The sequence below is a fragment of the Halomonas ramblicola genome (genome assembly GCF_030409215.1).
Lineage (GTDB): Bacteria > Pseudomonadota > Gammaproteobacteria > Pseudomonadales > Halomonadaceae > Halomonas > Halomonas ramblicola.
The window spans coordinates 110,566-135,561 of the sequence record NZ_JAUFPL010000017.1 but is presented as its reverse complement, the minus strand read 5'-3'; the positions used below and the strand labels follow the sequence as shown (position 1 = coordinate 135,561).

General features: G+C 69.5%; 29 protein-coding genes. 19 read left to right on the top strand and 10 right to left on the bottom strand.

Annotated features, from left to right (window positions below; all coding sequences use genetic code 11):
* Positions 1–15: 15 nt before the first annotated feature.
* Both QWY80_RS04995 and QWY80_RS04990 read left to right on the top strand, forming a co-directional pair.
* The gene (locus QWY80_RS04995) at positions 16–1,668 is read left to right on the top strand and encodes a nitrite/sulfite reductase (protein WP_290229604.1); all 1,653 of its coding nucleotides are present in this window, start codon (positions 16–18) and stop codon (positions 1,666–1,668) included.
* Entirely contained in the window at positions 1,661–2,194 is a 534-nt protein-coding gene (locus QWY80_RS04990) for a DUF934 domain-containing protein (protein WP_290229603.1), read from the top strand. The genes QWY80_RS04995 and QWY80_RS04990 overlap by 8 nt, the downstream gene beginning before the upstream one ends.
* 90 nt (positions 2,195–2,284) lie before the next feature.
* Here the strand turns inward: QWY80_RS04990 and smrA are convergent, their stop codons facing one another.
* A complete protein-coding gene (gene smrA, locus QWY80_RS04985; protein ID WP_290229602.1) occupies positions 2,285–2,881 on the bottom strand; it encodes a DNA endonuclease SmrA in 597 nt (198 codons plus the stop codon).
* Positions 2,882–3,002: 121 nt separating this feature from the next.
* On the opposite strand from smrA, the gene QWY80_RS04980 reads away from it, so the two are divergent.
* The 4 genes from QWY80_RS04980 (at position 3,003) to pdxH (ending at position 5,269) form a co-directional block, all read left to right on the top strand.
* Positions 3,003–3,446, top strand: coding sequence for a gamma-glutamylcyclotransferase family protein (locus tag QWY80_RS04980; RefSeq protein WP_290229601.1), 444 nt, complete (start codon positions 3,003–3,005; stop codon positions 3,444–3,446).
* Positions 3,447–3,511: 65 nt separating this feature from the next.
* Positions 3,512–4,132: an NAD(P)H:quinone oxidoreductase gene (wrbA, locus tag QWY80_RS04975; RefSeq protein ID WP_290229600.1), complete on the top strand. Its 621-nt coding sequence runs from the start codon at positions 3,512–3,514 to the stop codon at positions 4,130–4,132.
* Positions 4,129–4,530, top strand: a complete 402-nt coding sequence (locus QWY80_RS04970) for a DUF2069 domain-containing protein (protein ID WP_290229599.1) — start codon at positions 4,129–4,131, stop codon at positions 4,528–4,530. Before wrbA ends, QWY80_RS04970 begins: the two co-directional genes overlap by 4 nt.
* 97 nt (positions 4,531–4,627) lie before the next feature.
* Complete coding sequence (gene pdxH, locus QWY80_RS04965; RefSeq protein ID WP_290229598.1) at positions 4,628–5,269, top strand: pyridoxamine 5'-phosphate oxidase; 642 nt, start codon at positions 4,628–4,630, stop codon at positions 5,267–5,269.
* 24 nt (positions 5,270–5,293) lie between these two features.
* Here pdxH and QWY80_RS04960 read toward each other — a convergent pair whose 3' ends face one another.
* Entirely contained in the window at positions 5,294–8,038 is a 2,745-nt protein-coding gene (locus QWY80_RS04960; RefSeq protein ID WP_290229597.1) for a bifunctional acetate--CoA ligase family protein/GNAT family N-acetyltransferase, read from the bottom strand.
* Positions 8,039–8,153: 115 nt separating this feature from the next.
* On the opposite strand from QWY80_RS04960, the gene QWY80_RS04955 reads away from it, so the two are divergent.
* Entirely contained in the window at positions 8,154–9,104 is a 951-nt protein-coding gene (locus tag QWY80_RS04955) for a histone deacetylase family protein (protein ID WP_290229596.1), read from the top strand.
* A gap of 128 nt (positions 9,105–9,232) precedes the next feature.
* Positions 9,233–9,865, top strand: coding sequence for a helix-turn-helix domain-containing protein (locus tag QWY80_RS04950; protein WP_290229595.1), 633 nt, complete (start codon positions 9,233–9,235; stop codon positions 9,863–9,865).
* Between the two features lie 3 nt (positions 9,866–9,868).
* Here the strand turns inward: QWY80_RS04950 and QWY80_RS04945 are convergent, their stop codons facing one another.
* The gene (locus QWY80_RS04945) at positions 9,869–10,711 is read right to left on the bottom strand and encodes a formate dehydrogenase accessory sulfurtransferase FdhD (RefSeq protein ID WP_290229594.1); all 843 of its coding nucleotides are present in this window, start codon (positions 10,709–10,711) and stop codon (positions 9,869–9,871) included.
* A gap of 93 nt (positions 10,712–10,804) precedes the next feature.
* Between QWY80_RS04945 and QWY80_RS04940 the strand changes: the two genes are divergently transcribed.
* The 11 genes from QWY80_RS04940 to QWY80_RS04890 all read left to right on the top strand — a co-directional run bounded on the left by QWY80_RS04940 (position 10,805) and on the right by QWY80_RS04890 (position 21,652).
* Positions 10,805–11,233 carry a DUF3305 domain-containing protein gene (locus tag QWY80_RS04940; RefSeq protein WP_290229593.1) on the top strand — a complete coding sequence of 143 codons (429 nt, stop codon included), beginning with the start codon at positions 10,805–10,807 and terminating at the stop codon, positions 11,231–11,233.
* Positions 11,230–11,748, top strand: a complete 519-nt coding sequence (locus QWY80_RS04935; RefSeq protein ID WP_290229592.1) for a DUF3306 domain-containing protein — start codon at positions 11,230–11,232, stop codon at positions 11,746–11,748. Before QWY80_RS04940 ends, QWY80_RS04935 begins: the two co-directional genes overlap by 4 nt.
* Positions 11,749–11,828: 80 nt before the next feature.
* Positions 11,829–13,535, top strand: coding sequence for a 4Fe-4S dicluster domain-containing protein (locus QWY80_RS04930; protein ID WP_290229591.1), 1,707 nt, complete (start codon positions 11,829–11,831; stop codon positions 13,533–13,535).
* A gap of 4 nt (positions 13,536–13,539) precedes the next feature.
* Complete coding sequence (locus QWY80_RS04925; RefSeq protein WP_290229590.1) at positions 13,540–14,202, top strand: TorD/DmsD family molecular chaperone; 663 nt, start codon at positions 13,540–13,542, stop codon at positions 14,200–14,202.
* Positions 14,203–14,235: 33 nt separating this feature from the next.
* On the top strand, positions 14,236–14,445 hold the full coding sequence (locus QWY80_RS04920) for a twin-arginine translocation signal domain-containing protein (RefSeq protein ID WP_290229589.1): 210 nt from the start codon (positions 14,236–14,238) through the stop codon (positions 14,443–14,445).
* A 24-nt stretch (positions 14,446–14,469) separates the two neighbouring features.
* A complete protein-coding gene (locus QWY80_RS04915; RefSeq protein ID WP_290229588.1) occupies positions 14,470–17,325 on the top strand; it encodes a formate dehydrogenase subunit alpha in 2,856 nt (951 codons plus the stop codon).
* A gap of 66 nt (positions 17,326–17,391) precedes the next feature.
* Complete coding sequence (fdh3B, locus tag QWY80_RS04910) at positions 17,392–18,006, top strand: formate dehydrogenase FDH3 subunit beta (protein WP_290229587.1); 615 nt, start codon at positions 17,392–17,394, stop codon at positions 18,004–18,006.
* A gap of 18 nt (positions 18,007–18,024) precedes the next feature.
* Positions 18,025–19,068 (top strand): formate dehydrogenase subunit gamma, encoded by a 1,044-nt coding sequence (locus QWY80_RS04905; protein WP_435389285.1) that lies wholly within the window; start codon positions 18,025–18,027, stop codon positions 19,066–19,068.
* Positions 19,069–19,333: 265 nt separating this feature from the next.
* The gene (locus tag QWY80_RS04900; protein WP_290229585.1) at positions 19,334–19,669 is read left to right on the top strand and encodes a DUF1244 domain-containing protein; all 336 of its coding nucleotides are present in this window, start codon (positions 19,334–19,336) and stop codon (positions 19,667–19,669) included.
* The gene (moaB, locus tag QWY80_RS04895) at positions 19,666–20,196 is read left to right on the top strand and encodes a molybdenum cofactor biosynthesis protein B (RefSeq protein ID WP_290229584.1); all 531 of its coding nucleotides are present in this window, start codon (positions 19,666–19,668) and stop codon (positions 20,194–20,196) included. The genes QWY80_RS04900 and moaB overlap by 4 nt, the downstream gene beginning before the upstream one ends.
* 247 nt (positions 20,197–20,443) lie before the next feature.
* A complete protein-coding gene (locus QWY80_RS04890; RefSeq protein ID WP_290229583.1) occupies positions 20,444–21,652 on the top strand; it encodes a molybdopterin molybdotransferase MoeA in 1,209 nt (402 codons plus the stop codon).
* On the opposite strand, the gene QWY80_RS04885 is transcribed toward QWY80_RS04890, so the two are convergent.
* The 7 genes from QWY80_RS04885 to QWY80_RS04855 all read right to left on the bottom strand — a co-directional run.
* On the bottom strand, positions 21,639–22,220 hold the full coding sequence (locus QWY80_RS04885; protein ID WP_290229582.1) for an acyl carrier protein phosphodiesterase: 582 nt from the start codon (positions 22,218–22,220) through the stop codon (positions 21,639–21,641). The two genes, QWY80_RS04890 and QWY80_RS04885, sit on opposite strands and share 14 nt — an antisense overlap.
* 7 nt (positions 22,221–22,227) lie before the next feature.
* Entirely contained in the window at positions 22,228–22,581 is a 354-nt protein-coding gene (locus QWY80_RS04880; RefSeq protein ID WP_290229581.1) for a TusE/DsrC/DsvC family sulfur relay protein, read from the bottom strand.
* Entirely contained in the window at positions 22,581–22,871 is a 291-nt protein-coding gene (gene tusB, locus QWY80_RS04875) for a sulfurtransferase complex subunit TusB (protein ID WP_290229580.1), read from the bottom strand. The genes QWY80_RS04880 and tusB overlap by 1 nt, the downstream gene beginning before the upstream one ends.
* A 32-nt stretch (positions 22,872–22,903) precedes the next feature.
* On the bottom strand, positions 22,904–23,281 hold the full coding sequence (gene tusC / locus QWY80_RS04870; protein WP_290229579.1) for a sulfurtransferase complex subunit TusC: 378 nt from the start codon (positions 23,279–23,281) through the stop codon (positions 22,904–22,906).
* A gap of 19 nt (positions 23,282–23,300) precedes the next feature.
* Positions 23,301–23,693 (bottom strand): sulfurtransferase complex subunit TusD, encoded by a 393-nt coding sequence (gene tusD / locus QWY80_RS04865; protein ID WP_290229578.1) that lies wholly within the window; start codon positions 23,691–23,693, stop codon positions 23,301–23,303.
* A 72-nt stretch (positions 23,694–23,765) separates the two neighbouring features.
* On the bottom strand, positions 23,766–24,434 hold the full coding sequence (locus tag QWY80_RS04860; RefSeq protein ID WP_290229577.1) for a Bax inhibitor-1/YccA family protein: 669 nt from the start codon (positions 24,432–24,434) through the stop codon (positions 23,766–23,768).
* 106 nt (positions 24,435–24,540) lie between these two features.
* Positions 24,541–24,996: NUDIX hydrolase (locus QWY80_RS04855; protein WP_290229576.1), on the bottom strand; the 456-nt coding region annotated here is incomplete at its 5' end.

Here is a 24,996-nt window from a genome sequence, read left to right as displayed (position 1 = left end):
AGCAGGATTGGCTGAATGTATCGCTACGACTCCCACGACCAGACACTCGTCAACGAACGCGTCGCCCAGTTCCGCGACCAGATGGAGCGCTATCTGGCCGGGCGCCTGAGCGAGGAGGAGTTCCTGCCGCTGCGGGTGCAGAATGGCCTCTATGTTCAGCGCTACGCCCCCATGCTGCGGATCGCCATCCCCTACGGCATGCTGGCCTCCTACCAGCTGCGCAAGCTGGGCGACCTGGCCCGCGACTATGACCGCGGCTATGGCCACTTCACCACGCGGACCAATCTGCAGCTGAACTGGCCGAAGCTGGAGACCGTGCCGGACATGCTCGCCGAACTGGCCAGCGTGCAGATGCACGCCATCCAGACCAGCGGCAACGACATCCGCAACACCACCACCGACCAGTTCTCCGGCGTGGCCGAGGACGAGGACGTGGATCCGCGGCCCTGGTGCGAGCTGATCCGCCAGTGGTCGACCTTCCACCCCGAGTTCGCCTACCTGCCGCGCAAGTTCAAGATCGCGGTGACCGGCGCCGCCGAGGACCGCGCCGCCATCCAGGTCCACGACGTGGGCCTGCGACTGTGGCGCGACGACCAGGGCGAGGTGCGCGTCCGGGTGCTGGCCGGCGGCGGCCTGGGCCGCACCCCGATGATCGGCGAGGTGGTGCGCGACGACCTGCCCTGGCAGCACCTGCTCACCTACCTCGAGGCCTTGGTGCGGGTCTACAACCAGTTCGGGCGCCGCGACAACAAGTTCAAGGCGCGCATCAAGATCCTGGTCAAGGCGCTGGGCATCGAGGAGTTCCGGCGTCGCGTCGACGCCGAGTGGGCCCATCTCAAGGACGGCGCCCAGACCCTCACCCACGAGACCGTCGAGCACGTGGCGGAGCACTTCGTCGATCCCGAGCGCCGCCCGGTCGACGAGGCGGCCATCGCCGAGGTCGAGGCGCTGCGCGCCGAGAACCGCGCCTTCGCCCGCTTCATGACCAACAACGTCCACGGCCACAAGGTGCCCGGCTACAAGGCGGTGACCCTGTCGCTCAAGCGCCGCGGCCACTCCCCGGGCGACGTCACCTGGGAGCAGATGCACCAGGTGGCCGACCTGGCCGACGAGTACAGCTTCGGCGAGCTGCGCGTCACCCACGAACAGAACCTGGTGCTCTCCGACGTGCCCATGGACCGTCTCGAGGCGCTCTGGCATGCCCTCGACGAGCTGGGCATGGCCAACCCCACGGTGGGCACCCTGGCCGACCTGATCTGCTGCCCGGGTGGCGACTACTGCGCCCTGGCCAACGCCAAGTCGATCCCCGTGGCGCAGTCGATCCAGGAGCGCTTCGACGACCTGGACTTCCTCTACGACCTGGGCCCGCTGGAGCTCAACATCTCCGGCTGCATGAACGCCTGCGGGCACCACCATGTGGGTCACATCGGCATCCTCGGCGTCGACAAGAAGGGCGAGGAGTGGTACCAGATCTCGCTGGGCGGCGCCCAGGGCGACGAGGCCTCGCTGGGCAAGATCCTCGGCCCCTCGTTCAGCCGCGAGAAGGTGCCGGACGTGATCGACACCCTGCTGCAGGTCTACGTCGGCGAGCGCAGTGACGGCGAGACCTTCCTGGACACCTATCGCCGTATCGGCCTCAAACCCTTCAAGGAGCGGGTCTATGCCTGAGCAAGCCACCCAAGCGCGCCCCTATATCCACGCCGGCCACCCGGCCACCGACGACTGGCAGCTGATCCGCGAGGACGAGGCGCCGACCGCGGGCAAGGCGATCCTGCCCCTGGCCGCCTGGCTCGACGGGGAGCGCGGCGCCGACCGCGCCCCCTGGCTGCCCGCCGACACCGAGCTGACGCCGGAGTTGGCCGAGGCGCTGCTGGAGGCGCCGCTGATCGCCATCGACTTCCCCAAGTTCACCGACGGCCGCGGCTACAGCCTGGCCCGCCTGCTGCGCGAGCGCTACGCCTACCGTGGCGAGATCCGCGCCATCGGCGACGTCCTGGTCGACCAGCTGTTCTTCATGACCCGCTGCGGCTTCGACGGCCTGTCGCTGCGCGAGGACCAGTGGCTGGAGGATGCCCTGCGCAACCTCAATATCTTCAGTCGCGCCTACCAGCCGGGCGTGGACCAGCCGGAGCCGCTGTTCCGGCGCCGCGAGCGCGAACGCGCCGGATTCCAAAGAGAGCCTGCCTTCGCTTGAGAGGCATTTGGAATAGCCCCGGCCTTGATGCTCGGGGCTGTTCCGGCGCTCCTCACCCGCACCATCTTGACGTTTCAGCCCAGCAACTTCTTATCCCCGCCGCTTCTGCTGGCGCTCGCGGTTGGCCGCCCGTGCCCGCTCGCTCTTGCGCAGCATCACCCAGGTGGCCCCCAGGCCGCCGTCGGAGGGCTGGGCCGAGACGAAGGCCTGGACCTCCTCGAACCGCGGCAGCCACTTGGCCAGGTAGGAACGCAGCACGTTGGGCGGGCTGTCGATGGCCTGGCCGCGGCCGTGGACGATCAGCAACGAGCGCAGGTCGTGGGCGTAGGCCTCCCGGATGAAGGGCGGCAGCGCCCGGCGGCACTCCTCCAGCGGACGACGCAGCAGGTGTAGCCGCGCCTGGGCGTCGTAGCCGCCGTGACGCAGGCGATCCACCACGCCCTGCTGGATGCCGTCGCGCCGGAATACCAGGGGATCGAAGGGCGGCACCAGGTCGACGAAGTCGTCGGAGAGGAAGCCGTGTCCCTCCACCTCGGCGCTGGCGCTCTCGCGGCGGGCCAGCTGGGCCTCGCTGGGGCCATGGCGGGTACGACCGGGATCGGCGCGGTTACGGGCCCGGGAGAGCGGACGCACCTCGCCACCCATCAGGGTCCGGAAGTCCAGGTCATCGCGTGCCGACTGGCTCATGGCAACCTCCCGTTCATGGTGGGAGCCTCCATCCTAGCAGAGCCGGGGTGGCGGCTTCACCGGACAGCGTCGTCTCGGCATGGCAGCATGGGGACGGCCACGGGGACGCGAGGGAGACGAGATGCGACGCCGCCACCTGCTGCTGACCACCCTGCTCGGCGCCCCCCTGACGCTGGCCGGCTGGCTGTGGCTGACGATGCTCAGCCCCTTCACCTACGAACGCCCCGACCACCTGCCCGACATCGCCCCCGGCCCCCATGAGGTGTTCGTCTACGGCACCCTGCGCTTCGATGTGGTGCGCTGGCTGGTCACCGGGCGCGCCGGCGAGTCCCGGCCGGCCGTCCTCGAGGGCTACCAGCGCAGCGGTCTCGACCTGGAAGAGGCGCCCGGCGAGCGGGTCGAGGGCGAGGTGATCCGCGTCGACGCCGAGGAATTGGTGCGCCTCGATCGCTACGAACGCCTGGGCATCCGCTACGAACGGGTGCGCCTGCGCCTCGCCGACGGCAGCGAGGCCTGGGTCTATCGGCGCCTGCCCGAGGCGGCGCCGGCCGAGTCGCGGTTGTGAGGCGACGACGCCGCCTTCTACAATGGGCACCGATTCCCACGCCCGCCCCCCAGCCAGGAGCCCCGATGAGCGCCGCCCTGCCCTATGTGCTGATCCTCTACTACTCCCGCTACGGCGCCACCCGCGCCCTGGCCGAACGGCTCGCCGCCGGCGTCGAGTCGGTGCGCGGCATCCAGGCACGCCTGCGTACCGTCCCCCCCGTCTCGCCCACCTGCGAGGCGGTCGATCCCGAGATCCCCGCCGAGGGCGCGATCTACGCCAGCCTCGACGACCTGCGTCACTGCGCGGGCCTGGCCATCGGCAGCCCCACCCGCTTCGGCAACATGGCCGCCCCGCTCAAGCACTTCCTGGACACCACCAGCGAGCTGTGGCTCGGCGGCGCCCTGATCGACCGGCCGGCGACCGCCTTCACCTCGACCTCGAGCCTGCACGGCGGCCAGGAGGCCACCCTGCTGACCATGCTGGTGCCCCTGCTGCACCACGGCATGGTCTACGCCGGGGTCCCCTACAGCGAGATCGAGCTGATGGAGACCACCCGCGGCGGCACCCCCTACGGCACCAGCCACCTGGCCGGCAAGCGCAGCGACCAACCGCTGGACGACCACGAACGCCGCCTGGCCTACGCCCAGGGGCGGCGCGTGGCGCGGCTGACCCTGGCACTGGACGCCATGGAGGACCCGGCATGAGGCGCTGGCTCGAAGACCTGGAGGCCCGCAAGGGACTCGCCCCCCTGACCGCCCGCATGCGCCGCCTGGTGCTGGCCAGCTACGGCCTGCTGGTGGCGCTGATGATCTATCGGGGACTGCAGATCGAGGGGGACACCGGCCCCCTGGTACCCCTGGTCGCCTTCGTGCTGCCGCTGGTGCTCTTCCTGCCCTCGCTGCTCGCCCGGCGTCCGCGCGGCCACGCCTGGCTGGCCTTCGTCAGCCTGCTCTATTTCGCCCAGGGGGTGATGGTGGCGACGCTGCCGGGCCAGGGCCTGCGCGGGGTGATCGAGGCCCTGGTGGCGCTGGCGCTGTTCACCGGCTGCACCGGCTATGCGCGCTTCCGCAGCCGCCAGTTGCAGACCGCGGCGCACGACTGAACCGCCTGCCCCGCTAAATTCATCCCGACGCCCATTCGGGTGTTGAGCTCTTCGCCCGCAACGGCGACCATGCACGAGACTCCCAGGAGAGCCCACGATGACACGCAACATCGCCGACATCCGACGCGACTACGAAGGCGGCCGACTCGACGAGTCCCAGGCCACCACCGATCCCATGGAACTGTTCGACGAGTGGTTCGCCCTGGCGCTGGAGAGCGAGGGCGAAGACGGCAACACCATGACCCTGGCTACCGTGGATAGCCAGGGCCTGCCCCACGCCCGGGTGGTGCTGCTCAAGGGCATCGACGAGCACGGACTGGTCTTCTATACCAACTACCACAGCCACAAGGGCAGCGAGCTGACCAACGTACCGCATGCCGCCCTGGTCTTCTGGTGGCCCTCGCTGTCCCGCCAGGTGCGCATCGAGGGCAGCGTGGAACAGGTCAGCGAGGAGGAATCGGACGCCTACTTCGCCAGCCGCCCACGGGCCAGCCAGCTGGGCGCCTGGATCGCCACCCAGAGCGTGGTGATCCCCGATCGCACCTGGATCGAGGAGCGCCAGAACCGTTTCGAGCAGGCCTACGAGGGGCAGGAGATCCCGCGCCCGGTGCACTGGGGCGGCTACCGCGTGATCCCGGAGATGATCGAGTTCTGGCAGGGCCAGCCGAGTCGCCTCCACGACCGCATCCGCTACGAGCGCCGCGACGACAGCTGGCACCACTTCCGCATGGCGCCCTGAACCGACGCCCCGAGGCCGGCCCCGTCAGTCGGGCTGGCTCTCCAGGCGGTGTCGCTGCCACTCGCTCTGCGGCTCGTTGAGGCGCAGCACCGCGTCCACCACCTGCTCCTCCATGTTGTAGCGCTGCTTGAAGCCGAGGTGCTTCATCAGCGCACGCATCGGCTGGTTGTCGACCATGATCTTGCCGATCATCTCCAGGGTGCCGATGCTGCGGCAGTAGTCGATCATCTTGGTCATCAGCAGGCTGCCGATGCCCAGGCCCTGGAGGTCGTCGCGGATGATGATCGAGAACTCGGTGCGGATGTTGTCGGGGTCGTTCCACACCCGCACCACCCCGAGCATCTCCTTGCCGCCGTCGTCTCGCAGGTGCTCGGCGATGAAGGCCATCTGCCGGTCGTAGTTGATGTGCGACAGCATCGACAGGTCGCGCTGGGTCAGGTCGGCCTTGTTGTGGAAGTAGCGGAAGCGGATGCTCTCTTCCGAAAGCTGCCGGTGGAAGTTGGTGATCAGCGGGGCATCCTCGGCGCGAATCGGCCGCACCTCCACCTCCCAGCCGTTGTTCAGGGTCACCCACTCGCGCAGCTCCTCGGGGTAGGGCATGATCGCGAAGCGCGCCGGCGGCCCCAGGTCCATGGCGAAGTCCACCGCCAGCATGTCGTCGCGATTGAGCAGCAGCGGGTTGATCTCCAGGCCGCGCAGCTCCAGCAGGTCGCTGGCCATCTGCGAGAGCTTGACCAGCAACTGACAGAGCCGCTCCAGGTCGCGCCCCGGATCGCTGGAGTGTTCATGGACCAGCCGCGCCACATGGGTGCGTTCCACCATGGCCTCGGCCAGGCGCATGTTGAGCGGCGGCAGGGCCACCTGGCGGTCGGCGAGGATGTTCACCTTGTAGCCGCCGATGCCGAACACGATCACCGGGCCGAACACCGGATCCCGGGTGATCCCGGCGCACACCTGCAGGGAGTGCTTGCCGCGCTGCATGGGCTGCAGGCAGTACTCGCGCACCTCGAAGGCGGGATACTTCTCCGCCACCTTGTCGCCGAGCAGGCGGACGCCCTCGGCCACCTGGTCGGGCGTCTCGAGGTCCTGGAGCAACCCGGCCGAGAGCCTGTGGGGATGCTTGCGATAACGGAAGGGCCGGCAGTTGCCCTCGTGCACCACCTTGAGCGCCATGGCGCCGTCGAACGCCCGGGCCGCGTCGCCGCCCTCCTCCGGGGTCCGCAGGTAGCGGCCCGGCGCCACGGGGATGCCGTAGGCCTCGAGCACCTGGGCGGTCTCGGAGTGCGACAGGGTCTCGCGTCCCCGGGCCCGGGCCTCGGCGATCAGCTTGCGGCAGCGCCCGCGGATCTCCGCCGTGGTGGTGAACGGCAGGCTCGGGGGCGTCTCCTGGAGCAGGGCCTGGACCCGCTGGTAATCCACCATGTGCATGAAGGCCTTGACCGCCTTCTCCGGGGAGACGTAGGTGGGGATGCCCGCCAGGTTGCACTCGTGACGCGCCGACAGCGCCTCCTCCAGCCCCATCCAGCTGGTCAGCAGGTTGCGCCGGAAGCGCTTGCGGTTGGCGATGAGCGCCTCGGCGGTCACCCTGGAGGGCGCCAGGCGCGTCGGTGCATGCACCACCAGCACGGCATCGACGCCCGGATCGCCGGCGACGATCTCCAGGGCGTCCACCAACCGCTCGGGCGTGGCGTTGCCGCCCAGGTCCACGGGGTTCTCCCCCGGCTTGCTCATGTCGAACCCGCCGCGCAGCGCCTCGCGGGTCGTCTCGCCGAAGTCGGCCAGGCGCCCGCCGGCATGGATCAGCTTGTCGATGGCCAGCATCGCCGGCCCCAGGCCGTTGGAGACGATGGCCAGGCGGTCGCCGCGCAGCGGTTTCATGCGCGACAGCGTCATCAAGGCGTCGAACAGCTCGTCGGAGTCGTGGACCCGCACCACCCCGGCCCGCGAGAAGGCGGCGTCGAAGACCCGGTCGCGGTTGGCGATGCCCGGGGTCGGCGGCAGGCCGGTGAGGTCCGACTGGGGGGTGCGACCGCTCTTGATGGCCAGCACCAGGCGATTGCGCGAGGCGTCGCGCAACGCCGTCATCAGGTGCTGGGCATCCAGCACCTTCTCCAGGTGCAGCAGCACGGCCTGGGTGGGCGAGTACTGGCTGATGTAGTCCAGCAGGTCGGGAAGCATGACGTCGACGCTGTCGCCCAGGGTGATCAGATGCGAGAAGCCCACCCCGCGCCCCGCCGCCCAGTCGATCATCGCCGAGCCGAGCATGCCGGACTGGCCCAGGTAGGCCACCCTGCCGGCCTTGATCGGCCGGTTGGCATAGGAGGCGTTGAGCCGGCGTCCCGGCACGATCAGGCCCATGCACTCCGGCCCCAGCACCCGGATGCCCGACTCCCGGGCGGCCTCGAGCATGCGGGCCCGGATCGACGCCTTGCCGTCGCGGGCCTCGTCCAACTGCGAGCCCCCGGAGAGCACCAGCGCCGCGCGCACCCCGAAGCGCCCCAGCCGGGCAATGCGTCCCGGCACCGTCTCCACCGGCGAGCAGATCACCGCCAGGTCGGGTACCTCGGGCAGCTGGCCGACCCGGGCGAAGGCCGGCTGACCGTGGACCCTGGCGTAGCCCTTGGGGTTGACCGCCCAGACGCTGCCCGGGAAGCCGGCCTCCAGCAGGTTGCGGATCACCAGCCCGCCCAGGGACTGGGGCCTTTCCGAGGCACCGACGACGGCGATGCTGCGGGGCTCGAAGAAATGGCGCAGGAAACGGGTGCTCAAGGCGGCTCTCCCGGAATCGTCGCGTGGCTTGGCTGCTCTACTGTGTACGACCTATTGTCACTGTCTGGCAAGGGCCTCGTCGACGTATGGTGATGCCAGCAGCCTGGAGGCCTCGATGATCACCGGTTATATCACCCATCCCGACTGCCGGCTCCATCACATGGGGCCGGACCACCCGGAGAGCCCGTTGCGCCTGGAGGCGATCCATGCCCGCCTGTCGCGCACCGGCGTCCTCCAGCAGACCATGCAGTCGGAGGCGCGCCCGGCCACCGAGGAGGAACTCGCCCGGGTCCACCCCCGCCGCCACCTGCAGGCCCTCGAGAAGTGCCTGCCCGAGTCCGGCCTCGTCGGCCTGGACGCCGATACCCTGATGAACCCGGACAGCCTCACGGCCGCGCGGGTCGCCGCCGGGGCGGTGATCCGTGGCGTCGACCAGGTATTCCGCGGCCAGGCCGACAACGTCTTCTGCGCGGTGCGCCCCCCCGGCCACCACGCCGAGGCGACCGACGCCATGGGCTTCTGCTTCTACAACAACGTGGCGGTGGGCGCCGCCCATGCCCGGGAGCGCTACGGCGCGCGGCGCATCGCCATCCTCGACTTCGACGTCCACCAGGGCAACGGTACCGTCGACATCTTCAGGGACGACCCGGACGTGCTGGTGTGCAGCAGCTTCCAGTACCCCTTCTACCCCTGGCGCTACCTGCGCAGCGAGTGGCAGAACATCATCAACACCCCGCTGCCGGCCGGTACCGACGGCCCCGCCTTCCGCCGGGCCATCGAGGACGACTGGCTCCCCGCCCTGCACCGCTTCAAGCCGGAACTGGTGCTGCTCTCGGCGGGCTTCGACGCCCACCGCGACGATCCCCTGGCGGAGCTCTGCCTGGAGGAGGCGGACTACCACTGGGTCACCCGCCTGGCGCTGGAGATCGCCGCCCTCTACGCCGACAACCGCCTGGTCTCGGTGCTCGAGGGGGGCTATCACCTGGCCTCCCTGGGGCGCAGCGTCGACGCCCACGTCAAGGCATTGCTGGGACTACCGTTCGATGACCGAGGTTTCCCGGGGTAACGAAACGCCCCGGATCCCTGGCCAGTCGCGATGCCGATCACCCGGTCACAGGGCCCTTTTCGTCGGGTATCGGGGCGTGGCCTATGGTAGGCTTGCAGGAAACAGGTTTCCTATAGTGAACGCACACCATGACCGCCACCACCGACCAGGATGCCGCCCTGCGCATCGCCTCGGGGCGTAAGCCCTTCGTCGAGCCGCTGCGCCTCGGCGACCGCCTGCGCGAGATCCGGCTCGCCAACCAGTGGACCCTGGAGGACGTCAGCCAGCGTACCGGCCTGGCCCGCTCCACCCTGTCGAAGATCGAGAACGACCAGATCTCGCCCACCTTCACCGCGGTGCAGAAGCTGATCGGCGGACTGGACATCGACCTGCCCCAGCTGCTCTCGCCGCCGCGGCAGAAGGCCCGCACCATGGGGCGTCGCGACCTGACCCGCCGCGGCCAGGGCCAGCAGCACCCCACCCCCACCTACGAGCACGAGCTGCTCAGCTGCGAACTGGCCCAGAAGCGCATGATTCCCTTCAAGACCATCGTGCGGGCACGGAGCTTCGAGGAGTTCAGCGAGTGGGTGCGCCACGACGGCGAGGAGTTCCTGATGGTGCTCGACGGCGAGATCCTGCTCTACACCGAGTTCTACGAGCCACTGCGCCTGGAGAGCGGCGACAGCATCTACTTCGACAGCGACATGGGCCATGCCCTGGTCTCGGTGAGCCACGAGGATGCGGTGGTGCTGTCGGTCTGCACCACCGCCGAGAACGCCTGAGCGTCAGCCGCGCCGGTCGCCGGGCCGGCGCGGCGGCATGGCGTCCAGCTCCAGCCGGCGGGCGGCGTGGATGGCCTGGAAGTGGCGTCCCTTGGCCCGGGCGATCAATAGCACGCCGAAGCGTTCGGCCAGCTCCACGCCCTTCTGGGTCACCCCGGAGCGCGACACCAGGATGCCGATGCCCATCTGGGCCACCTTGAGTACCATCTCCGAGGTCAGCCGTCCGGTGGTGTAGAAGATATCGGCCCGCGCACTGCGCGCCTCGCCGAGCCACTGGTGGCCCGCCAGGGTATCCACGGCGTTGTGGCGCCCCACGTCCTCGACGAAGTCCAGCACCTCGGCCTGGTGGCAGAGCGCACAGCCGTGCACGGCCCCGGCGCTCTTGTAGGTCTCGTTGTAGGCGCCCAGGTTCTCCAGCAGGCCGTAGAGTACCGACTGGCGCAGTGGCGTGTCCGGCAGCGTCTGTGTCGGCACCGCCTCCAGTAGCCGCCCGAACACCGTGCCCTGGCCACAGCCGGTGGTCACGGTGCGCCGTCCCAGGCGCTCCTCCAGGTCCTCGGGCAGATGGCGGGTGACGACCGCCGCCGACTCCACCTCCCAGTCCACGAACACCGCCTCCAGGTCCTCGCGGCGAGCCAGCAGGCCCTGATTGCGCAGGTAGCCCACCACCAGCGCCTCGGGATCGGCGCCCAGCGTCATCAGGGTGACGATCTCGCGCTTGTTGAGATAGACCGTCAGGGCGCGCTCGGCGGCGATGGCCTGGCGTCGGGGCTCGCCGTACTCGTCGAGGACCTCGATCTCCAGGGTGGCGGGCAGGCGAGCGCGGCTGCGGATGAAGGGCGACATGGTGGATCTCGCGTTGGCCGATGGTCTCTTGACCGCCATGGTATCGCCGTTCACTACTGTACGCATCAAGGCGGCATCCCACGGAGCCCTCCGATGCAACCCGACAACCTGCGACCGATCAGCTTTCACCTGAGCGCGGAACCCCGCGAGGCCAAGGGATTCCGGTTCACCGAGTGGCGTATCACCGACCTCGCCCCACACCCGGAGGGCCCCGAAACGCTGTGGCTGCAACTCGGCATGACCGAGCGCGCCGCCTACCGTTTCAACCTCTCGTCCGGCACCCCGCGGCTCTTCGTGCGCGCCGGCTTCGCCGGTGGCCCGGTCGAGCCGACCGCCATCACCGCCAGCCAGGAGGTGGCCGCCGCCTGGATGGATGGCGAACAGCAGGTCCTCGAGGCCGACATGCCGCTGACCATCCAGATGTGGCTCGAAGCCTATCTGGCCCGGCACGGCGAGGCACCGGTCGAGGGTCGCAAGCAGCGGCGCGAGGGCCCCGGTCGGACCCGGGAGGATATGGCATGAGTCGCCTGGAACGCTGGTCCCGCCGCAAGCGCGGCCTGGATGCCGAGTCGCCCGAGCCCCGGGAGGCGCCGGAGGCGGTCGATGTGACCGCCGAGTCTCCGGAAGGGCCGGCAGACGAACCGCTGCCGCCCGGCGCGCTGGACGACAGTCTGCCCGATCCCGAGACCCTGCCACCGGGCAGCGACTTCCGCCAGTACCTGCGCGACGGCGTCAGCCAGGCGCTGAAGCGACGTGCGCTACGCCGCCTCTGGCAGTCGGACGGCTACGGGGTGCGCGACGGCCTCGATGACTATGACCATGACTACACCCGACTCAAGCCGCTGGCTCGCGAGGCCGCGGAACGCCTGCGTCACTGGACGCGCAAGCTCGACGAGTCCCTCGCCGAGGCCACGGACGAGACGATGACGCCGGTGACCGATGCCCGGGCGGCACCCGAGGACGGCCGCGCCTCCCCCGACGCGCCGGCCGATGACGCCGGCGAGGCGCCGCCACCACGGGACCCGACGAAGGTGTAATGCGTAATATTAGTGAAAGTCGTCAAGACTGAGGGGGTAACCATAATCACAAGATCGCCCACCGTGACCCTGAGGACACCATGCCTACCCCCATCGCCACGCAGCCGCTGGACGATGCCGGCAATCGCCGGGCACGCCGGCTGGCTCGGGAACGGGTCTCCTGGCCCGTCAACCTGGCGCCGGAGACCGTCGACTTCGAGAGTCACGGCCACCTGCTGATCCTCGGCGGCGAGCTCGCCATCCGTCGGGCCGCCCATCGCCTCCAGGAGCGGATGGCCTCGGTGACCCTGCTGGTGGTCGAGCGCAGCGAGGCCAGCGACGTCGAAGGGCTCGAGACGCTATGGTCGGCGACCCAGGCACTGCCCTGCTTCACCGCCACAGACGCCAAGGCGATCGAGATCCGGGGCTACCTGGGCCGCTTCACCGTCACCCTGCCCCTGGAGGGCGAACGGGCCAGCCTGGCCATGGCCAGCCGGCAGCGCGAGCATTTCGACCTGGTGCTCGACCTGGGCGGCGAGCCGCGCCTCGACCTCGAGCTGCCGCCGCCGGGCTACCTCGCCGCCAGTTGGGGCAGCGAGGCCTGTGCCTCGGCCCTGGAGACCCTGCCCGAGCTGGTCGGCGGCTTCCAGTCGCCTCGCTCGATCAGGGTCAACGGCGATCTCTGTGCCCACCATCGGCGCGGCCAGCCGGGCTGCACCCGCTGCCTGGACGCCTGCCCGGCCGACGCCATCGCCAGCCACCAGGGTCGCATCGAGGCGTGGATCGAGGTGGATCCCCACCGCTGTCACGGCGCCGGCAGCTGCACGGCGGCCTGTCCCACCGGGGCCCTGGAGTACCGCGTCCCGCACCCGGCCCCCCTCGAGGCCCATATCGCCGAGACCCTCGTGGCCTATCGTCACGCCGGTGGCGATCACCCGGTGGTGCGCTTCGTCGACCGCCAGACCCTGGAGGCCGAGGCCAGCGAGGCGGCCGGGCATGTGCTGGACATGCCGCTGGAGGAGCTGGGGGCCGCGGGCCTCGACCACTGGCTGGCGGCGCTCGCCGCCGGCGCCGCCGAGGTGCGCCTGCAGGCCACCTCGGCGCTGCCGCCGAGCCTGCGGCATCAACTGGACGACCAGTTGGCCCAGGCCGGTGCCCTGCTCGGGGCGCTCGGTCACGACCCCGCGCGCCTGCAATGGGCCGAGGGCAGCGAGGCCCGCGATGCCCTGCCGCACCACCCCGCTCTCGAGGCGCCCACGACCGAGGACGTCGCCGCCCCTGCCGGCAAGCGCGACCGTCTCAACGCCACCCTCGAACGCCTGGCCGCGCTCGGTCGACCCAGCGGCGAGCGCCACGCCCTGCCGAAGGGCGCGCCCTTCGGCACCCTCGAGGTCGATACCGACGGCTGCACCCTGTGCATGAGCTGCGTGGCGGTCTGCCCCACCCCGGCGCTGGGCGGCGGCAGCGACACCCAGCCGCGATTGAGCTTCCGGGAAGCGGACTGCGTGCAGTGCGGCCTCTGCGAGGCCAGCTGCCCCGAACGGGTGATCCGCCTCGCCCCGGGCTTCCTGGCGGCGCCCGAGCGCACCGAGCGACGCACGCTCAAGGAGGAGGAGGCCTTCGCCTGCATCGCCTGCGGCAAGCCCTTCGCCACCGCCAGCACCATCGCCAGCATCAAGGCCAAGCTCGCCGATCACCCCTACTTCGCCGGCGAGGCCATGGCCCGCCTGGAGATGTGCGAGGACTGCCGGGTCAGGGACGTCTGGCACGAACTCGCCCGCAACCCCGAATCCCAACTCAAGGTATAAGGCCATGGTCCCCGATTCGCACCCGCCCATCGATTCGCCGGAGGAGGCCGCCCTGCGGGCCGACGTCTACCGCCTGCTGGGGCGCCTGCTGCTGGCGCCCCCCGACCGGCAGTTGCTCGATTTCCTGGCGGGTCTCGAGGTGGAGGAGGACGACAGCCCACTGGCAGCGGCCTGGCATGGGTTGGCAGACGCCGCCGGCACGACGCCGCCGGCGCAAGCCGAACGCGAGCACTTCCAGACGCTGGTCGGGGTGATCCAGGGCGAGGTGACGCCCTACGCCTCCTGGTACCTCAACGCCACCCTGATGGACGAACCCCTGGTCGTCCTGCGCCGCGACCTGCGCCGGCTGGGCATCGGCCGACGCGAGGACAGCCGCGACCCCGAGGACCACCTCGGCGCCCTCTGCGAGGTGATGGCCTTGCTGGTCGAGGGGCATTCCCCCGACCAGGCGACCTTCTTCCAGCGCCACCTGGCTAAGTGGGCGGAGCGTTGTCTGGGCGATCTGGCGGGGCTGAACGCCCCCTTCTACGCTGCTACGGGACGGCTCGGTGCCGGGTACCTGGCGCTGGAGCGGGAGCGGCTCGACGCCGCCTTCGCCCCGGATCGCCCGCAGCGGATCCCCGTCGGCGTCATCGACGCGGGACGCCCCGCCCCGAACCACGAATAACAAGACGACACCGTGACCGAGAGGAGAGCCTCCATGAAAGAGCCCAAGGATCCCAACCGTCGGCGCCTGCTCCGGGCGCTGGGCGCCGGTGGTGCCCTGGCCGGCACGGCCGCCGCCGTCGGCCAGGTCACCCTGGTCCAGGCGGAGTCCGAGACGGCCGGCGGGGAGCGGCCGCAAGGCGACTCGCCGCGCTACCGCGAGACCGACCATATCCGCCGCTACTACGCCACGCTGCGAGACTAATCCCGGCTCCGGAGGATCGCGACCATGCGCCTGACACGCCAGCCAGCCAGCCCGCGCCCTGCCGGGCTGGGCATTTCACGCCGCCAGTTCCTGCAACGCAGCGGCGCCGCCACCGGGGGCCTGGCCGCCGCCGGCTTCATGGGGGCACCGATGATGCAGCGCACCCAGGCCGCCGACGAGAAGACACCGGTGCTCGACTCGCCCGCCGAGGTGAAACGCACCGTCTGTTCCCACTGCTCGGTGGGCTGCGGCGTCTACGCCGAGGTCCAGGAGGGCATCTGGACCCGCCAGGAGCCGGCCTTCGACCACCCCTTCAACCGCGGTGCCCACTGCGCCAAGGGCGCCTCGCTGCGCTACCACGGCCACTCCAGCCGCCGGCTCAAGTACCCCATGAAACTGGTGGGCGGCGAATGGCAACGCCTCTCCTGGGAGGAGGCCATCGAGGAGATCGGCGACCGGGTGCTCGAGCTCACCGAGCAGCACGGCCCCGACAGCGTCTACTGGCTCGGCTCGGCCAAGTTCAGCAATGAGCAGGCCTACCTGATGCGCAAGTTCGCCGCCCTGGCCGGCACCAACAACACCGACCACCAGGCGCGTATCTGCCACTCCACCACCGTCGCCGGCGTCGCCAACACCTGGGGCTATGGGGCGATGACCAACTCGCTCAACGACCTCCAGAACGCCAGGTCGATCCTGTTCATCGGCTCCAATCCCGCCGAGGCCCATCCGGTGGCCATGCAGCACATCCTGCTGGCCAAGGAGCGCAACAACTGCGACATCATCGTCGCCGACCCGCGTTTCACCCGCACCGCCGCCAAGGCCAACAAGTACGTGCGCCTGCGCCCCGGCTCCGACGTGGCGCTGATCTGGGGCCTGCTGTGGCACATCTTCGAGAACGGCTGGGAGGACCGGGAGTACATCGACCAGCGCGTCTACGCCATGGACGAGGTGCGCGCCGAGGTCGCCAACTTCCCGCCCAGCGAGGTGGAGCGCATCACCGGCGTGCCCGAGGCCGAGGTCCGCGACACCGCCCGGCGCCTGGCCGAGAACCGCCCGGGCTGCGTGGTGTGGTGCATGGGCGGCACCCAGCACACCACCGGCAACAACAACACCCGCGCCTACTGCATCCTGGAACTGGCGCTGGGCAACATCGGCAAGTCCGGCGGCGGCGCCAACATCTTCCGCGGCCACGACAACGTCCAGGGCGCCACCGACCTGGGCCTGATGTCCCACTCCCTGCCCGGCTACTACGGCCTCGCCGAGGGCGCCTGGCGGCACTGGGCGCGCATCTGGGACCTCGACTACGAGTGGCTCAGGAACCGCTTCGACCAGACCGAGTATGCCGACGGCCAGCCGATGTACACCAACGGCATCACGGTGTCGCGCTGGGTCGATGGCGTGCTCGAGGACGACGAGGCGATCTCCCAGCGTACCCAGCTCAAGGCGATGTTCTACTGGGGCCATGCGGTCAACTCCCAGACCCGCGGCCCCGAGATGCAGAAGGCCATGCAGCGGCTCGAGATGATGGTCATCGTCGACCCCTACCCCACCGTCGCCGCCGTCATGCACGGCCGCAGCGACGGGGTCTACCTGCTGCCGGCGGCCACCCAGTTCGAGACCACCGGTAGCGTGACCGCCACCAACCGCGCCCTGCAGTGGCGCGACCGGGTCATCGAACCGATGTTCGAGTCCAGGCCGGACCACGAGATCATGTACCTGCTGGCGCGCAAGCTGGGCTTCGGCGAGGAACTGGTCAAGAACTACCAGATGAACGGCACCGAGCCCCTCGTCGAGGACATCACCCGCGAATTCAACCGCGGCATGTGGACGGTGGGCTACACCGGCCAGAGCCCGGAGCGTCTCAAGCAGCACCAGCAGCACTGGCACACCTTCAACTTCACGACCTGCCAGGCCGAGGGCGGCCCCGTCGACGGCGACTACTACGGCCTGCCCTGGCCCTGCTGGGGCACCGCCGAGCTGGGCCATCCGGGCACGCCCATCCTCTACGACACCAGCAAGAAGGTCTCCGAGGGCGGCCTGACCTTCCGCGCCCGCTTCGGGGTCGAACGCGACGGCGAGAACCTCCTCGCCGACGGCTCCTTCAGCCTGGGGTCCGAGCTCGAGGACGGTTATCCGGAGTTCACCGCCCAGATGCTCCAGGACCTGGGCTGGTGGGACGACCTCAGCGACGAGGAGAAGGCCGAGGCCGAGGGCAAGAACTGGAAGACCGACCTCTCCGGCGGCATCCAGCGAGTGGCCATCAAGCATGAGTGCGCCCCCTTCGGCAACGCCAAGGCGCGGTGCAACGTCTGGACCTTCCCGGACCCCATCCCCAAGCACCGCGAGCCGCTCTACACCAGCCGCCGCGACCTGGTGGCCGACTACCCGACCTGGGACGACGTGGCCTCCCACTACCGGCTGCCCACCCTCTACAAGAGCATCCAGGAACAGGACGTCACCGGCGACTACCCCTTGATCCTCACCTCGGGACGCCTGGTGGAGTACGAAGGGGGCGGCGAGGAGACCCGCTCCATGTCCTGGCTGGCCGAGCTGCAGCAGGAGATGTTCGTCGAGATCAACCCGGCCAACGCCAACGACCTGGGCATCGCCGACGGCGACACCGTCTGGGTCGAGGGCGCCGAGGGCGGCCGGGTCCGGGTCAAGGCCCTGGTGACGCCTCGCGTGGGCCGTGACGTGGTCTTCATGCCCTTCCACTTCGGCGGCATGTTCCAGGGCGAGAACCTGCATGACCGCTATCCGGAAGGGGCGGCCCCCTATGTGCTGGGTGAGGCGGCCAACACCGCCACCACCTACGGCTACGACAGCGTGACCCAGATGCAGGAAACCAAGTGCACCCTGTGTCGCATCGAGCGCGCCTGACCGCACGACACTGACGCCTGACCAGGCGGGGCGGGCGCGAGTCCGCTCCGCGACGAGGAGACCATCATGGCCCAGATGAAATTCATGTGCGACGCCGAACGCTGCATCGAGTGCAACGCCTGCGTCACCGCCTGCAAGAACGCCAACGAGGTCGAATGGGGCATCCAGCGCCGTCGCGTGGTGACCCTCAACGATGGCGAACCCGAGGAGGTCTCCATCTCGGTGGCCTGCATGCACTGCGACGACGCCCCCTGCATGGCGGTCTGCCCCACCGACTGCTTCTACAAGACCGACGACGGCATCGTGCTGCACGACAAGGACCTGTGCATCGGCTGCGGCTACTGCCTCTACGCCTGCCCCTTCGGGGCGCCCCAGTTCCCCAAGCAGAACGCCTTCGGCGAACGCGGCAAGATGGACAAGTGCACCTTCTGCGCCGGCGGCCCCGCCGACTCACCCGAGGAGGAGTATGCGAAGTACGGCGCCAACCGCATTGCCGAGGGCAAGCTGCCGCTGTGTGCCGAGATGTGCTCCACCAAGGCGCTGCTCGCCGGCGATGCCCAGACGGTCGCCGACATCTTCCGCCAGCGCGTGGTGCAGCGCGGCCACGAGGACGGCGCCTGGTCGGGCAACCCCCGGGCGGATGCCGACTCCCTGGCCTACGACGCCAGCCAGCAGGGGTGAGGAGACGCTGTCATGACCATGAGCATTCCCTGGCAATTCCTGTGGCGGCTACCGCTGCTCGCGCTGATGCTGGTCGTCGGCCTGGCGCTCGCCCCGGGGGTCGAGGCCCAGGCCGACCCCGACCGCGAGGCGGCCTTCGCGGTGCCGGCGGTGGATGCCGATACCTGGCGCCTGGTGCGCAGCGGCGAGACCGGCCCCAACTACCGGGACAGCCGCTTCGGATCCGACTACAACCTGGTCAACGCCGCCGGCCAGACCTGGCGCGAGATCCGCAACCGCTGGGTGAGCCCCTTCGGCCTGATCGCCATCGGCGCCATGCTGGTGATGATCGCCGTCTTCTACGCGATCTTCGGCCGCAAGAAGCTCGACGAGCCCCGCAGCGGCCGCAAGCTGCTGCGCTGGTCGGTGGTCGAACGCTCGCTGCACTGGAGCGTGGCCACGCTGTTCATCCTGCTGGCCCTGTCCGGCCTCAATATCCTCTACGGCAAGCACGTCTTCCACCCGCTGTTCGGCGACGGCGCCTGGGGGGCGATGATCGCCGCCTCCAAGCAGGTGCACAACTACCTGGGCCCGATCTTCGGCATCCTGCTGGTGATCATCCTGGCCAAGTTCTTCTTGCGTAACCTGCCCAGGCGGCACGACCTGACGTGGTTCAGGAAGGGCGGCGGGCTGATCGGCAAGGGGCACGTCGATGCCGGCTTCGCCAACGCCGGCGAGAAGGTGTGGTACTGGCTGCTGGTCACCGCCGGCCTCACCGTGGTGGTGAGCGGCTTCGTGCTCGACTTCCCCAACTACGGCCAGGGCCGCGACACCATGATGTGGGCCAACGTCATCCATGCCGTGGGGGCTCTGGGCCTGACCGCCGTGGCGCTAGGGCACATCTATATCGGCACCCTGGGCACCGAGGGCTCCCTGGAGGGCATGGCCACCGGCTACGTGGACGAGGCCTGGGCCAAGGAGCACCACAACCTCTGGTATGAGGAGGTCAAGGACCAGGCCGTTGCCGAGGAACAGATCGGTGACGAGGCGGAGGGCGACTCCCCCGCCCCGCGCTCCGGCTGACCCCGTGAGCCGCCCCTTCTCAACGTTCCGCGAAGCGAGAGGCGCCGGGGACAGGTCGAAGAGGGGGTCCTACGCCAGGGATGGCGTCGGTAGCGCCCAGGGAAGGGTTCACAGCGCCCCCTCGTAGGCCTGTCGCCGGAACAGCCTCGAGCCATATGGCTATCGGCGATTGCCCTGGCCCCGCCTTTTCGACACCGCCCGCGGGCGGTGTCTTTTGTTATGCTGGGCGTATCCCGAACCCTCAAGTCTGGCAAGGAGTTCCACCATGCAGCACCTCGACGAAGCCACCCGCACCGAGCTCGAGGCGGCCGCCTTCCGCCGCCTCCTCCGGCATCTCGACGAGCACAAGGAAGTGCAGAATATCGACCTGATGATCCTCGCCGATTTCTGCCGCAACTGCCTCTCCAAGTGGCTGGTGGCGGCGGCCGAGGAGCGCGGCGCCGAGCTGGACTACGACGGCGCGCGTGAGTACGTCTATGGCATGCCCTACCCCGAGTGGAAGGCGAAGTACCAGCAGGAAGCCACGCCCGAGCAGCAGGCCGCCCTGGAGACCCGCCAGCAGGCCAAGCAGAAGAATGAGCAGAAGGCGGACGAGGCATGAGCGAGGATCGCGACGCCTTCGTGCCGCTGCGCATCGCGGTACTCACCGTCTCGGACACCCGCACCGAGGAGACCGATCGCTCCGGCCAGGCGCTCGTCGAGCGGGTGACCGCCGGCGGGCACCGCCTGGTCGAGAAGCGCATCGTGCCGGACGACGTCTACCGCATTCGTGCCGTGGTCGCGCACTGGATCGCCGACCCCGAGGTTCAGGTGGTGCTGACCACCGGCGGCACCGGCTTCACCGGGCGCGACTCCACCCCCGAGGCGGTCGCGGTGCTGCTCGACAAGCCCATCGAAGGCTTCGGCGAGCTGTTCCGCCATCTCAGCTGGCAGGAGATCGGCAGCTCCACGGTGCAGAGCCGCTGCCTGGGGGGGCTCGCCAACGCCACCGTGGTGTTCTGCCTGCCCGGTTCCACCGGGGCCTGCCGCACCGCCTGGGACGGCATTCTCGTCGAGCAGCTGGATAGTCGGCACCAGCCATGTAACTTCGCAAATCTCGTCATCCCGGAGCGCGGCACCCATGGCTGAAATAACGACCCGCCGGCACAAGCCATGTAACTCTTTACAAGGTCAGGCCAATCTCGTCATTCCGGAGCGCGGCACCCATGGCTGAAATAACGACCCGTCGGCACAAGCCATGTAACTCTTTACAAGGTCAGGCCAATCTCGTCATTCCGGAGCGCGGCACCCATGGCTGAAATAACGACCCGTCGGCACAAGCCATGTAACTCTTTACAAGGTCAGGCCAATCTCGTCATCCCGGAGCGCGGCACCCATGGCTGAACTGAAACCCGAGGAGGCCGCCCTCGAGGCGTTGCTGGAGGGCGTCACCCCGCTGTCCGGTGAACGCATCGACCGCGACCGGGCGGCGGGCCGGGTGCTGGCCGAGGCGGTGACGGCACGCCTCGACGTACCGCCCTTCGACAACAGCGCCATGGACGGCTATGCCCTGCACCACGCCGACGCCGGGCGCTGGCTGCCGGTTGCCCAGCGCATCGCCGCCGGCGCGCCGGCTCGTCCGCTCGCCCGGGGCAGTTGTGCCAGGATCTTCACCGGTGGTGAGCTGCCACCCGGCGCCGACTGCGTGGTAATGCAGGAGCGGGTGGAGCTCGAAAGTGACCGGGCCCTGATCCCGGCCGACCTGCCCGAGGGCGACAATGTGCGGCGCCGCGGCCGCGACGTGGCGTTGGGCAGCGAGCTGCTGCCGGCCGGCGAGCGTCTGGAGGCCGCCGCCCTGGGCCACCTCGCCGGCCAGGGCATCACCGAGGTTCCGGTGCGTCGCCGCCCGCGGGTCGCGCTGCTGTCCACCGGCGACGAGATCGTCGAGCCCGGACAGCCCCTCGGGCCGGGCCAGCTCTACAACTCCAATCGCCCCATGCTGCGACGGCTGCTGGAGCGCTTCGGCGCCGAGGTGGTCCGGGTCGAGTCGGTGCCCGATACCGCCGATGCCACCCGTACCATCCTCGCCGAGGCTGCCGGGCAGGCGGATGTGGTGGTCACCACCGGCGGGGTCAGCGTCGGCGAGGAGGATCACGTGCGGGCCGCCGTGGAGGCCCTGGGCCGGCTGGATCTGTGGCGCCTGGCGATCCGTCCCGGCAAGCCACTGGCCCTGGGACGCCTGCCCGGAGCAGACGGGCAGGAGGCCCGTTTCGTGGGGCTGCCGGGCAACCCGGTGTCGGGCTTCGTGGGCGCCTGGTTGTTCCTGCGTCCGCTGATGGGCGCGCTGCTCGGCTGCCCCGCCCTGGCGACCCTGCCTCGTCTCTCTGCCCGGGCCGATTTCGCCACCTCCACCGGCCCACGGCGCCACTATATGCGCGTGGCACTCGAATTCGGCGAGGAAGGGATCGTGGCGAAGGCCTTTCGCGACCAGAATTCCGGGGTGCTTGCCTCCTGCATCGGTGCCGATGCCCTGGCGGTGATCCCGCCCCACTCCCGCGTCGAATCGGGCGAGCCGGTCGCCTGCCTGTGGCTCAGGGGCGACTGAGGGGGCCCGCGACCTCCAGGGCGGTGAGGACCTCGGGCCAGAGGCGTCGGAAGTCGGCCTCCAGGGCCGCATAGTCCGCCTCCAGCCAGGGCACCAGCTCGGCCAGGCGATTGGGGCCGGAGAGCCGCTGACCGAGCCCCTGGACCGCCCGGCAGGTGAAGGCGAAGTCGGCGTAGCGATGCAGCCAGTCCTGGGCCACCAAGGCGGGGGCCATCGCCGCCAGGCGGTCCGGGGCCGGACGCTCGGCGAGCAGCCGGTAGCTTCGCCGCACCAGCGGGGATTCACGGCTCGCCAGGCCCAGCTCCCGCGCCACGAAGTGGTCCCATACCAAGTCCAGGGCGATGCCGGCGTAGCGTCGGCGCTCCTGCGGGGCGCGCCGGCGCGCCTCGAGGCTGACGGGATGGGCATCCACGAAGGCATCGACGCGGCGATGGTGGCGGATCCCTTCGGCCACCGCGGCCGGCCAGGCGGAGAGATCGCGGCCCTTGACCCCATCGGCCACCAGGTTGCCGTAGAGGAAGTCGTCGCTGCCGCCCCGGGCCAGCCAGGCATGGGCGAGGAAGTTCATCGTCGCGTCACAGGCAGTTGGCCGGCTTGGGCAGGCCGGCGATGCGTGCGCCCAGCTTGGCCGGGCTGCTCGGGAAGAGCCGCATCAGGTGGATGGAACGCCCCTTGTCGGGGCCCAGTGCCTGCCCCACCGCCTTCACCAGTGGACGCATGGCGGGAGACTGCTCGAAGCGAGCATAGAAGTCGCGCAGCACCTCGATCACCTCCCAATGCTCGTCCTCGAGACGAATCCCCTCCTCTGCAGCCAGGGCCTTCGCCACCTCGGGCGTCCAGTCCCCGAGGTCGATGAGATAACCTTCCGGATCCAGCGGGATCGAAGTGTTATCGAGAGAAAGATAACGGTATATTTCTGCACTCGCCATCAGTACCAGCTCACCGTGCGTTCGGCCTCCTCGGTCAGGGTCACGAAGTCAGCCACATCCACCAACCGCACGCGCTTATCGCAGCGCGACAGCAACCCGCGGGACGCCAGATCCTCGCGCAGCGCGAAGAGACGCCCCTCCAACCCATCGAAATGCACGGCCAGCGCCGGCAGCGCCCCCTGGACCCCATCCTCGATCAACAACAACCGGTCGTCGGGCCCCATGGATATCAGCGCCTGTTCGGGCACCCGGGAGTCCAGTGGCGAACGGTTCAGGATATGCAGCAACATGCGATGTCCCCTCGTCGGCCCGGAGTCGGCCATCAGAAGTTGAGTACCAGTTGGTGGGCGGCCAGCAGCCCGGGAATGGCCTCGCCCCCTACGCGGCGCACCGGCAGCATGAGATCGTCCTCGCCCAGCCCCAGGCGGCGCATGGCCTCGTCCTCCACCAGCAGGGCATCGATATCGTACATCTCCAGCATCGCCAGGGTCGGGGCGGTGCCCTTCTGCTCCAGTGCCCCGGCCTGCTGTCCGTCCAGGAGTGCGGTGACGCCCTCCCCCATGAACAGCAGCGATACGCGGCGTTCGAAGGCGGCGGCCACCAGGGCGGCGTCCAGCCCCTCGCGCAGCCAACTGCTGCCATGCGGCGCATGCCTCAGGATCACCAGCAACTCCCCGCCCGGCATGTCCTGCTCGCTCATCGTGTTCCTCCTCGCCGGTTCAGGGACCGAAGGCCACCAGGCGGTCGCAGCGCAGCCCGAGGTCCACCAGCTGCCCCAACCCGGTCAGTTCGAAGGGCGGCGCCACGCTGTGGCCCGACTTGCCATGGCGGCTCGCCTCGCGCTCGTCGAGCAGGCCCCGGCGCAGCGCGGCGGCGATGCACACCTGCAGCGGCACGCCATGCTCCGCATGCAGTGCCGTCCAGCCGTCCACCAGGTGTGGCTCGTCCTGGGGCGGCGCCGCCAACCGGGCGGCATTCTGCACGCCATCATGGTAGAAGAACACCCCCGCCACCTCATGGCCTCGCTCGACCAGGGCGCGGGTGAAGCGCAGCGCCGAATGGGCGGCCTGGTGGCTGTAGGGCGCGCCGAGCAGCAGGATGGCATAGCGCATGTCTGGGCTCTCCGCAAACAGGCTGGCCCCGCCGAGGCGGGGCCAGCCGTGGAACACCGCTCGCCGATGGCGTCAGTCGTTGCTCATGATGCCAAGCAGCGACAGCAGGCTGATGAACAGGTTGTAGATCGAGACGTAGAGGGTGATGGTGGCGAGGATGTAGTTGGTCTCGCCGGCGCGATGGATGATCTCGCTGGTCTGGTAGAGGATCGCCGCCGAGGCGAACAGCACGAAGCCGGCGGAGACCATCAGCATCAGGGCCGGGATCTGGAAGATCAGGCCCGCCACCATGGCCAGGATCAGCACGATGGCACCGGCCATCAGGAAGTTGCCCAGGAAGCTGAAGTCCTTCTTCGACACCAGCGCCACGGCGGACAGGCCGATGAAGGTCAAACCGGTCATGGCCAGGGCGTTCATCACCAGGGCCGCGCCGTTGGGCAACGCCAGGTAGGCATTGAGGATCGGCCCCAGGGTGAAGCCCATGAAGCCGGTGAAGGCGAAGGTGGACAACAGTCCAACGGCCGAATTGGCGGTCTTGTGCACCAGGAACATCAAGCCATAGGCGCCGATGAAGAACACCAGGATGTTCATGCGCTCGATGCCCATGGCCATGGCGGCGCCTGCGGTCACCGCGGAGAACAGCAGCGTCATGGCCAGCAGGCCATAGGTGTTGCGCAGCACCTTGTTGGTACTGACCGCCTGGGACTGCTGGCGGCTCAGCTGGGTATCATGGTAAGCCATTGATCCTGTGCTCCCTGTGTCGGTTGATCGTGGCAAGTAGACCTAGCATGCCGGCTCGGAGTTCGCGGCGCAAGACCTTGAGGCGCCGCCCCTCAACGCTGTTTCCTCAGTTCGGGGCGAGCAGTTCCCGTGCCACCCGGCCGGCACTGGCGCAGACGTCGTCGCCCGCCGCCTCCAGCCCGGCGAGATCCAGCCACCTCACCTCGCCGGCATCGTCGGCGGCGACCGCCTCCCCGTCCCGCCACACCATGCACAATACCACCACCACATAATGGGCGCGCAGGCGGCCGTCCGGGGCCCGGTCGATCACGTCGATGGCCGTGAGCACCTCCCCCGCCGTGGCCGATATCCCGGTCTCCTCGAACAGCTCCCGTTGCGCCGCGGCCTGCAGGCTCTCGCCGGGCTCCACCCTGCCCCCCGGCAGGGCCAGGCGCCCGCGGTTGGGCGGATGGATGCGGCGCACCATGAGCAGACAGCCATCGCGGACCAGGGCAGCGGAGACCGCGGGCACGGGGCGCAGGATAGAAGCCTGGGTGGTCGAGGACATCGGACGCAACGGTAT

Bases quoted from the DNA above. Each gene is read 5' to 3' on its own strand.
- QWY80_RS04950 (WP_290229595.1), top strand. From the start codon at position 9,233: ATGACCGCCACCACCGACCAGGATGCCGCCCTGCGCATCGCCTCGGGG.
- fdh3B (WP_290229587.1), top strand. From the start codon at position 17,392: ATGGCCCAGATGAAATTCATGTGCGACGCCGAACGCTGCATCGAGTGC.
- QWY80_RS04990 (WP_290229603.1), top strand. From the start codon at position 1,661: ATGCCTGAGCAAGCCACCCAAGCGCGCCCCTATATCCACGCCGGCCAC.
- QWY80_RS04945 (WP_290229594.1), bottom strand. From the start codon at position 10,711: ATGTCGCCCTTCATCCGCAGCCGCGCTCGCCTGCCCGCCACCCTGGAG.
- QWY80_RS04940 (WP_290229593.1), top strand. From the start codon at position 10,805: ATGCAACCCGACAACCTGCGACCGATCAGCTTTCACCTGAGCGCGGAA.
- QWY80_RS04970 (WP_290229599.1), top strand. From the start codon at position 4,129: ATGAGGCGCTGGCTCGAAGACCTGGAGGCCCGCAAGGGACTCGCCCCC.
- QWY80_RS04935 (WP_290229592.1), top strand. From the start codon at position 11,230: ATGAGTCGCCTGGAACGCTGGTCCCGCCGCAAGCGCGGCCTGGATGCC.
- QWY80_RS04920 (WP_290229589.1), top strand. From the start codon at position 14,236: ATGAAAGAGCCCAAGGATCCCAACCGTCGGCGCCTGCTCCGGGCGCTG.
- tusB (WP_290229580.1), bottom strand. From the start codon at position 22,871: ATGTTGCTGCATATCCTGAACCGTTCGCCACTGGACTCCCGGGTGCCC.
- tusC (WP_290229579.1), bottom strand. From the start codon at position 23,281: ATGAGCGAGCAGGACATGCCGGGCGGGGAGTTGCTGGTGATCCTGAGG.
- QWY80_RS04880 (WP_290229581.1), bottom strand. From the start codon at position 22,581: ATGGCGAGTGCAGAAATATACCGTTATCTTTCTCTCGATAACACTTCG.
- tusD (WP_290229578.1), bottom strand. From the start codon at position 23,693: ATGCGCTATGCCATCCTGCTGCTCGGCGCGCCCTACAGCCACCAGGCC.
- QWY80_RS04995 (WP_290229604.1), top strand. From the start codon at position 16: ATGTATCGCTACGACTCCCACGACCAGACACTCGTCAACGAACGCGTC.
- QWY80_RS04905 (WP_435389285.1), top strand. From the start codon at position 18,025: ATGAGCATTCCCTGGCAATTCCTGTGGCGGCTACCGCTGCTCGCGCTG.
- QWY80_RS04925 (WP_290229590.1), top strand. From the start codon at position 13,540: ATGGTCCCCGATTCGCACCCGCCCATCGATTCGCCGGAGGAGGCCGCC.
- QWY80_RS04890 (WP_290229583.1), top strand. From the start codon at position 20,444: ATGGCTGAACTGAAACCCGAGGAGGCCGCCCTCGAGGCGTTGCTGGAG.
- QWY80_RS04860 (WP_290229577.1), bottom strand. From the start codon at position 24,434: ATGGCTTACCATGATACCCAGCTGAGCCGCCAGCAGTCCCAGGCGGTC.
- moaB (WP_290229584.1), top strand. From the start codon at position 19,666: ATGAGCGAGGATCGCGACGCCTTCGTGCCGCTGCGCATCGCGGTACTC.
- QWY80_RS04885 (WP_290229582.1), bottom strand. From the start codon at position 22,220: ATGAACTTCCTCGCCCATGCCTGGCTGGCCCGGGGCGGCAGCGACGAC.
- QWY80_RS04930 (WP_290229591.1), top strand. From the start codon at position 11,829: ATGCCTACCCCCATCGCCACGCAGCCGCTGGACGATGCCGGCAATCGC.
- wrbA (WP_290229600.1), top strand. From the start codon at position 3,512: ATGAGCGCCGCCCTGCCCTATGTGCTGATCCTCTACTACTCCCGCTAC.
- QWY80_RS04900 (WP_290229585.1), top strand. From the start codon at position 19,334: ATGCAGCACCTCGACGAAGCCACCCGCACCGAGCTCGAGGCGGCCGCC.
- QWY80_RS04915 (WP_290229588.1), top strand. From the start codon at position 14,470: ATGCGCCTGACACGCCAGCCAGCCAGCCCGCGCCCTGCCGGGCTGGGC.
- QWY80_RS04955 (WP_290229596.1), top strand. From the start codon at position 8,154: ATGATCACCGGTTATATCACCCATCCCGACTGCCGGCTCCATCACATG.
- pdxH (WP_290229598.1), top strand. From the start codon at position 4,628: ATGACACGCAACATCGCCGACATCCGACGCGACTACGAAGGCGGCCGA.
- QWY80_RS04980 (WP_290229601.1), top strand. From the start codon at position 3,003: ATGCGACGCCGCCACCTGCTGCTGACCACCCTGCTCGGCGCCCCCCTG.
- smrA (WP_290229602.1), bottom strand. From the start codon at position 2,881: ATGAGCCAGTCGGCACGCGATGACCTGGACTTCCGGACCCTGATGGGT.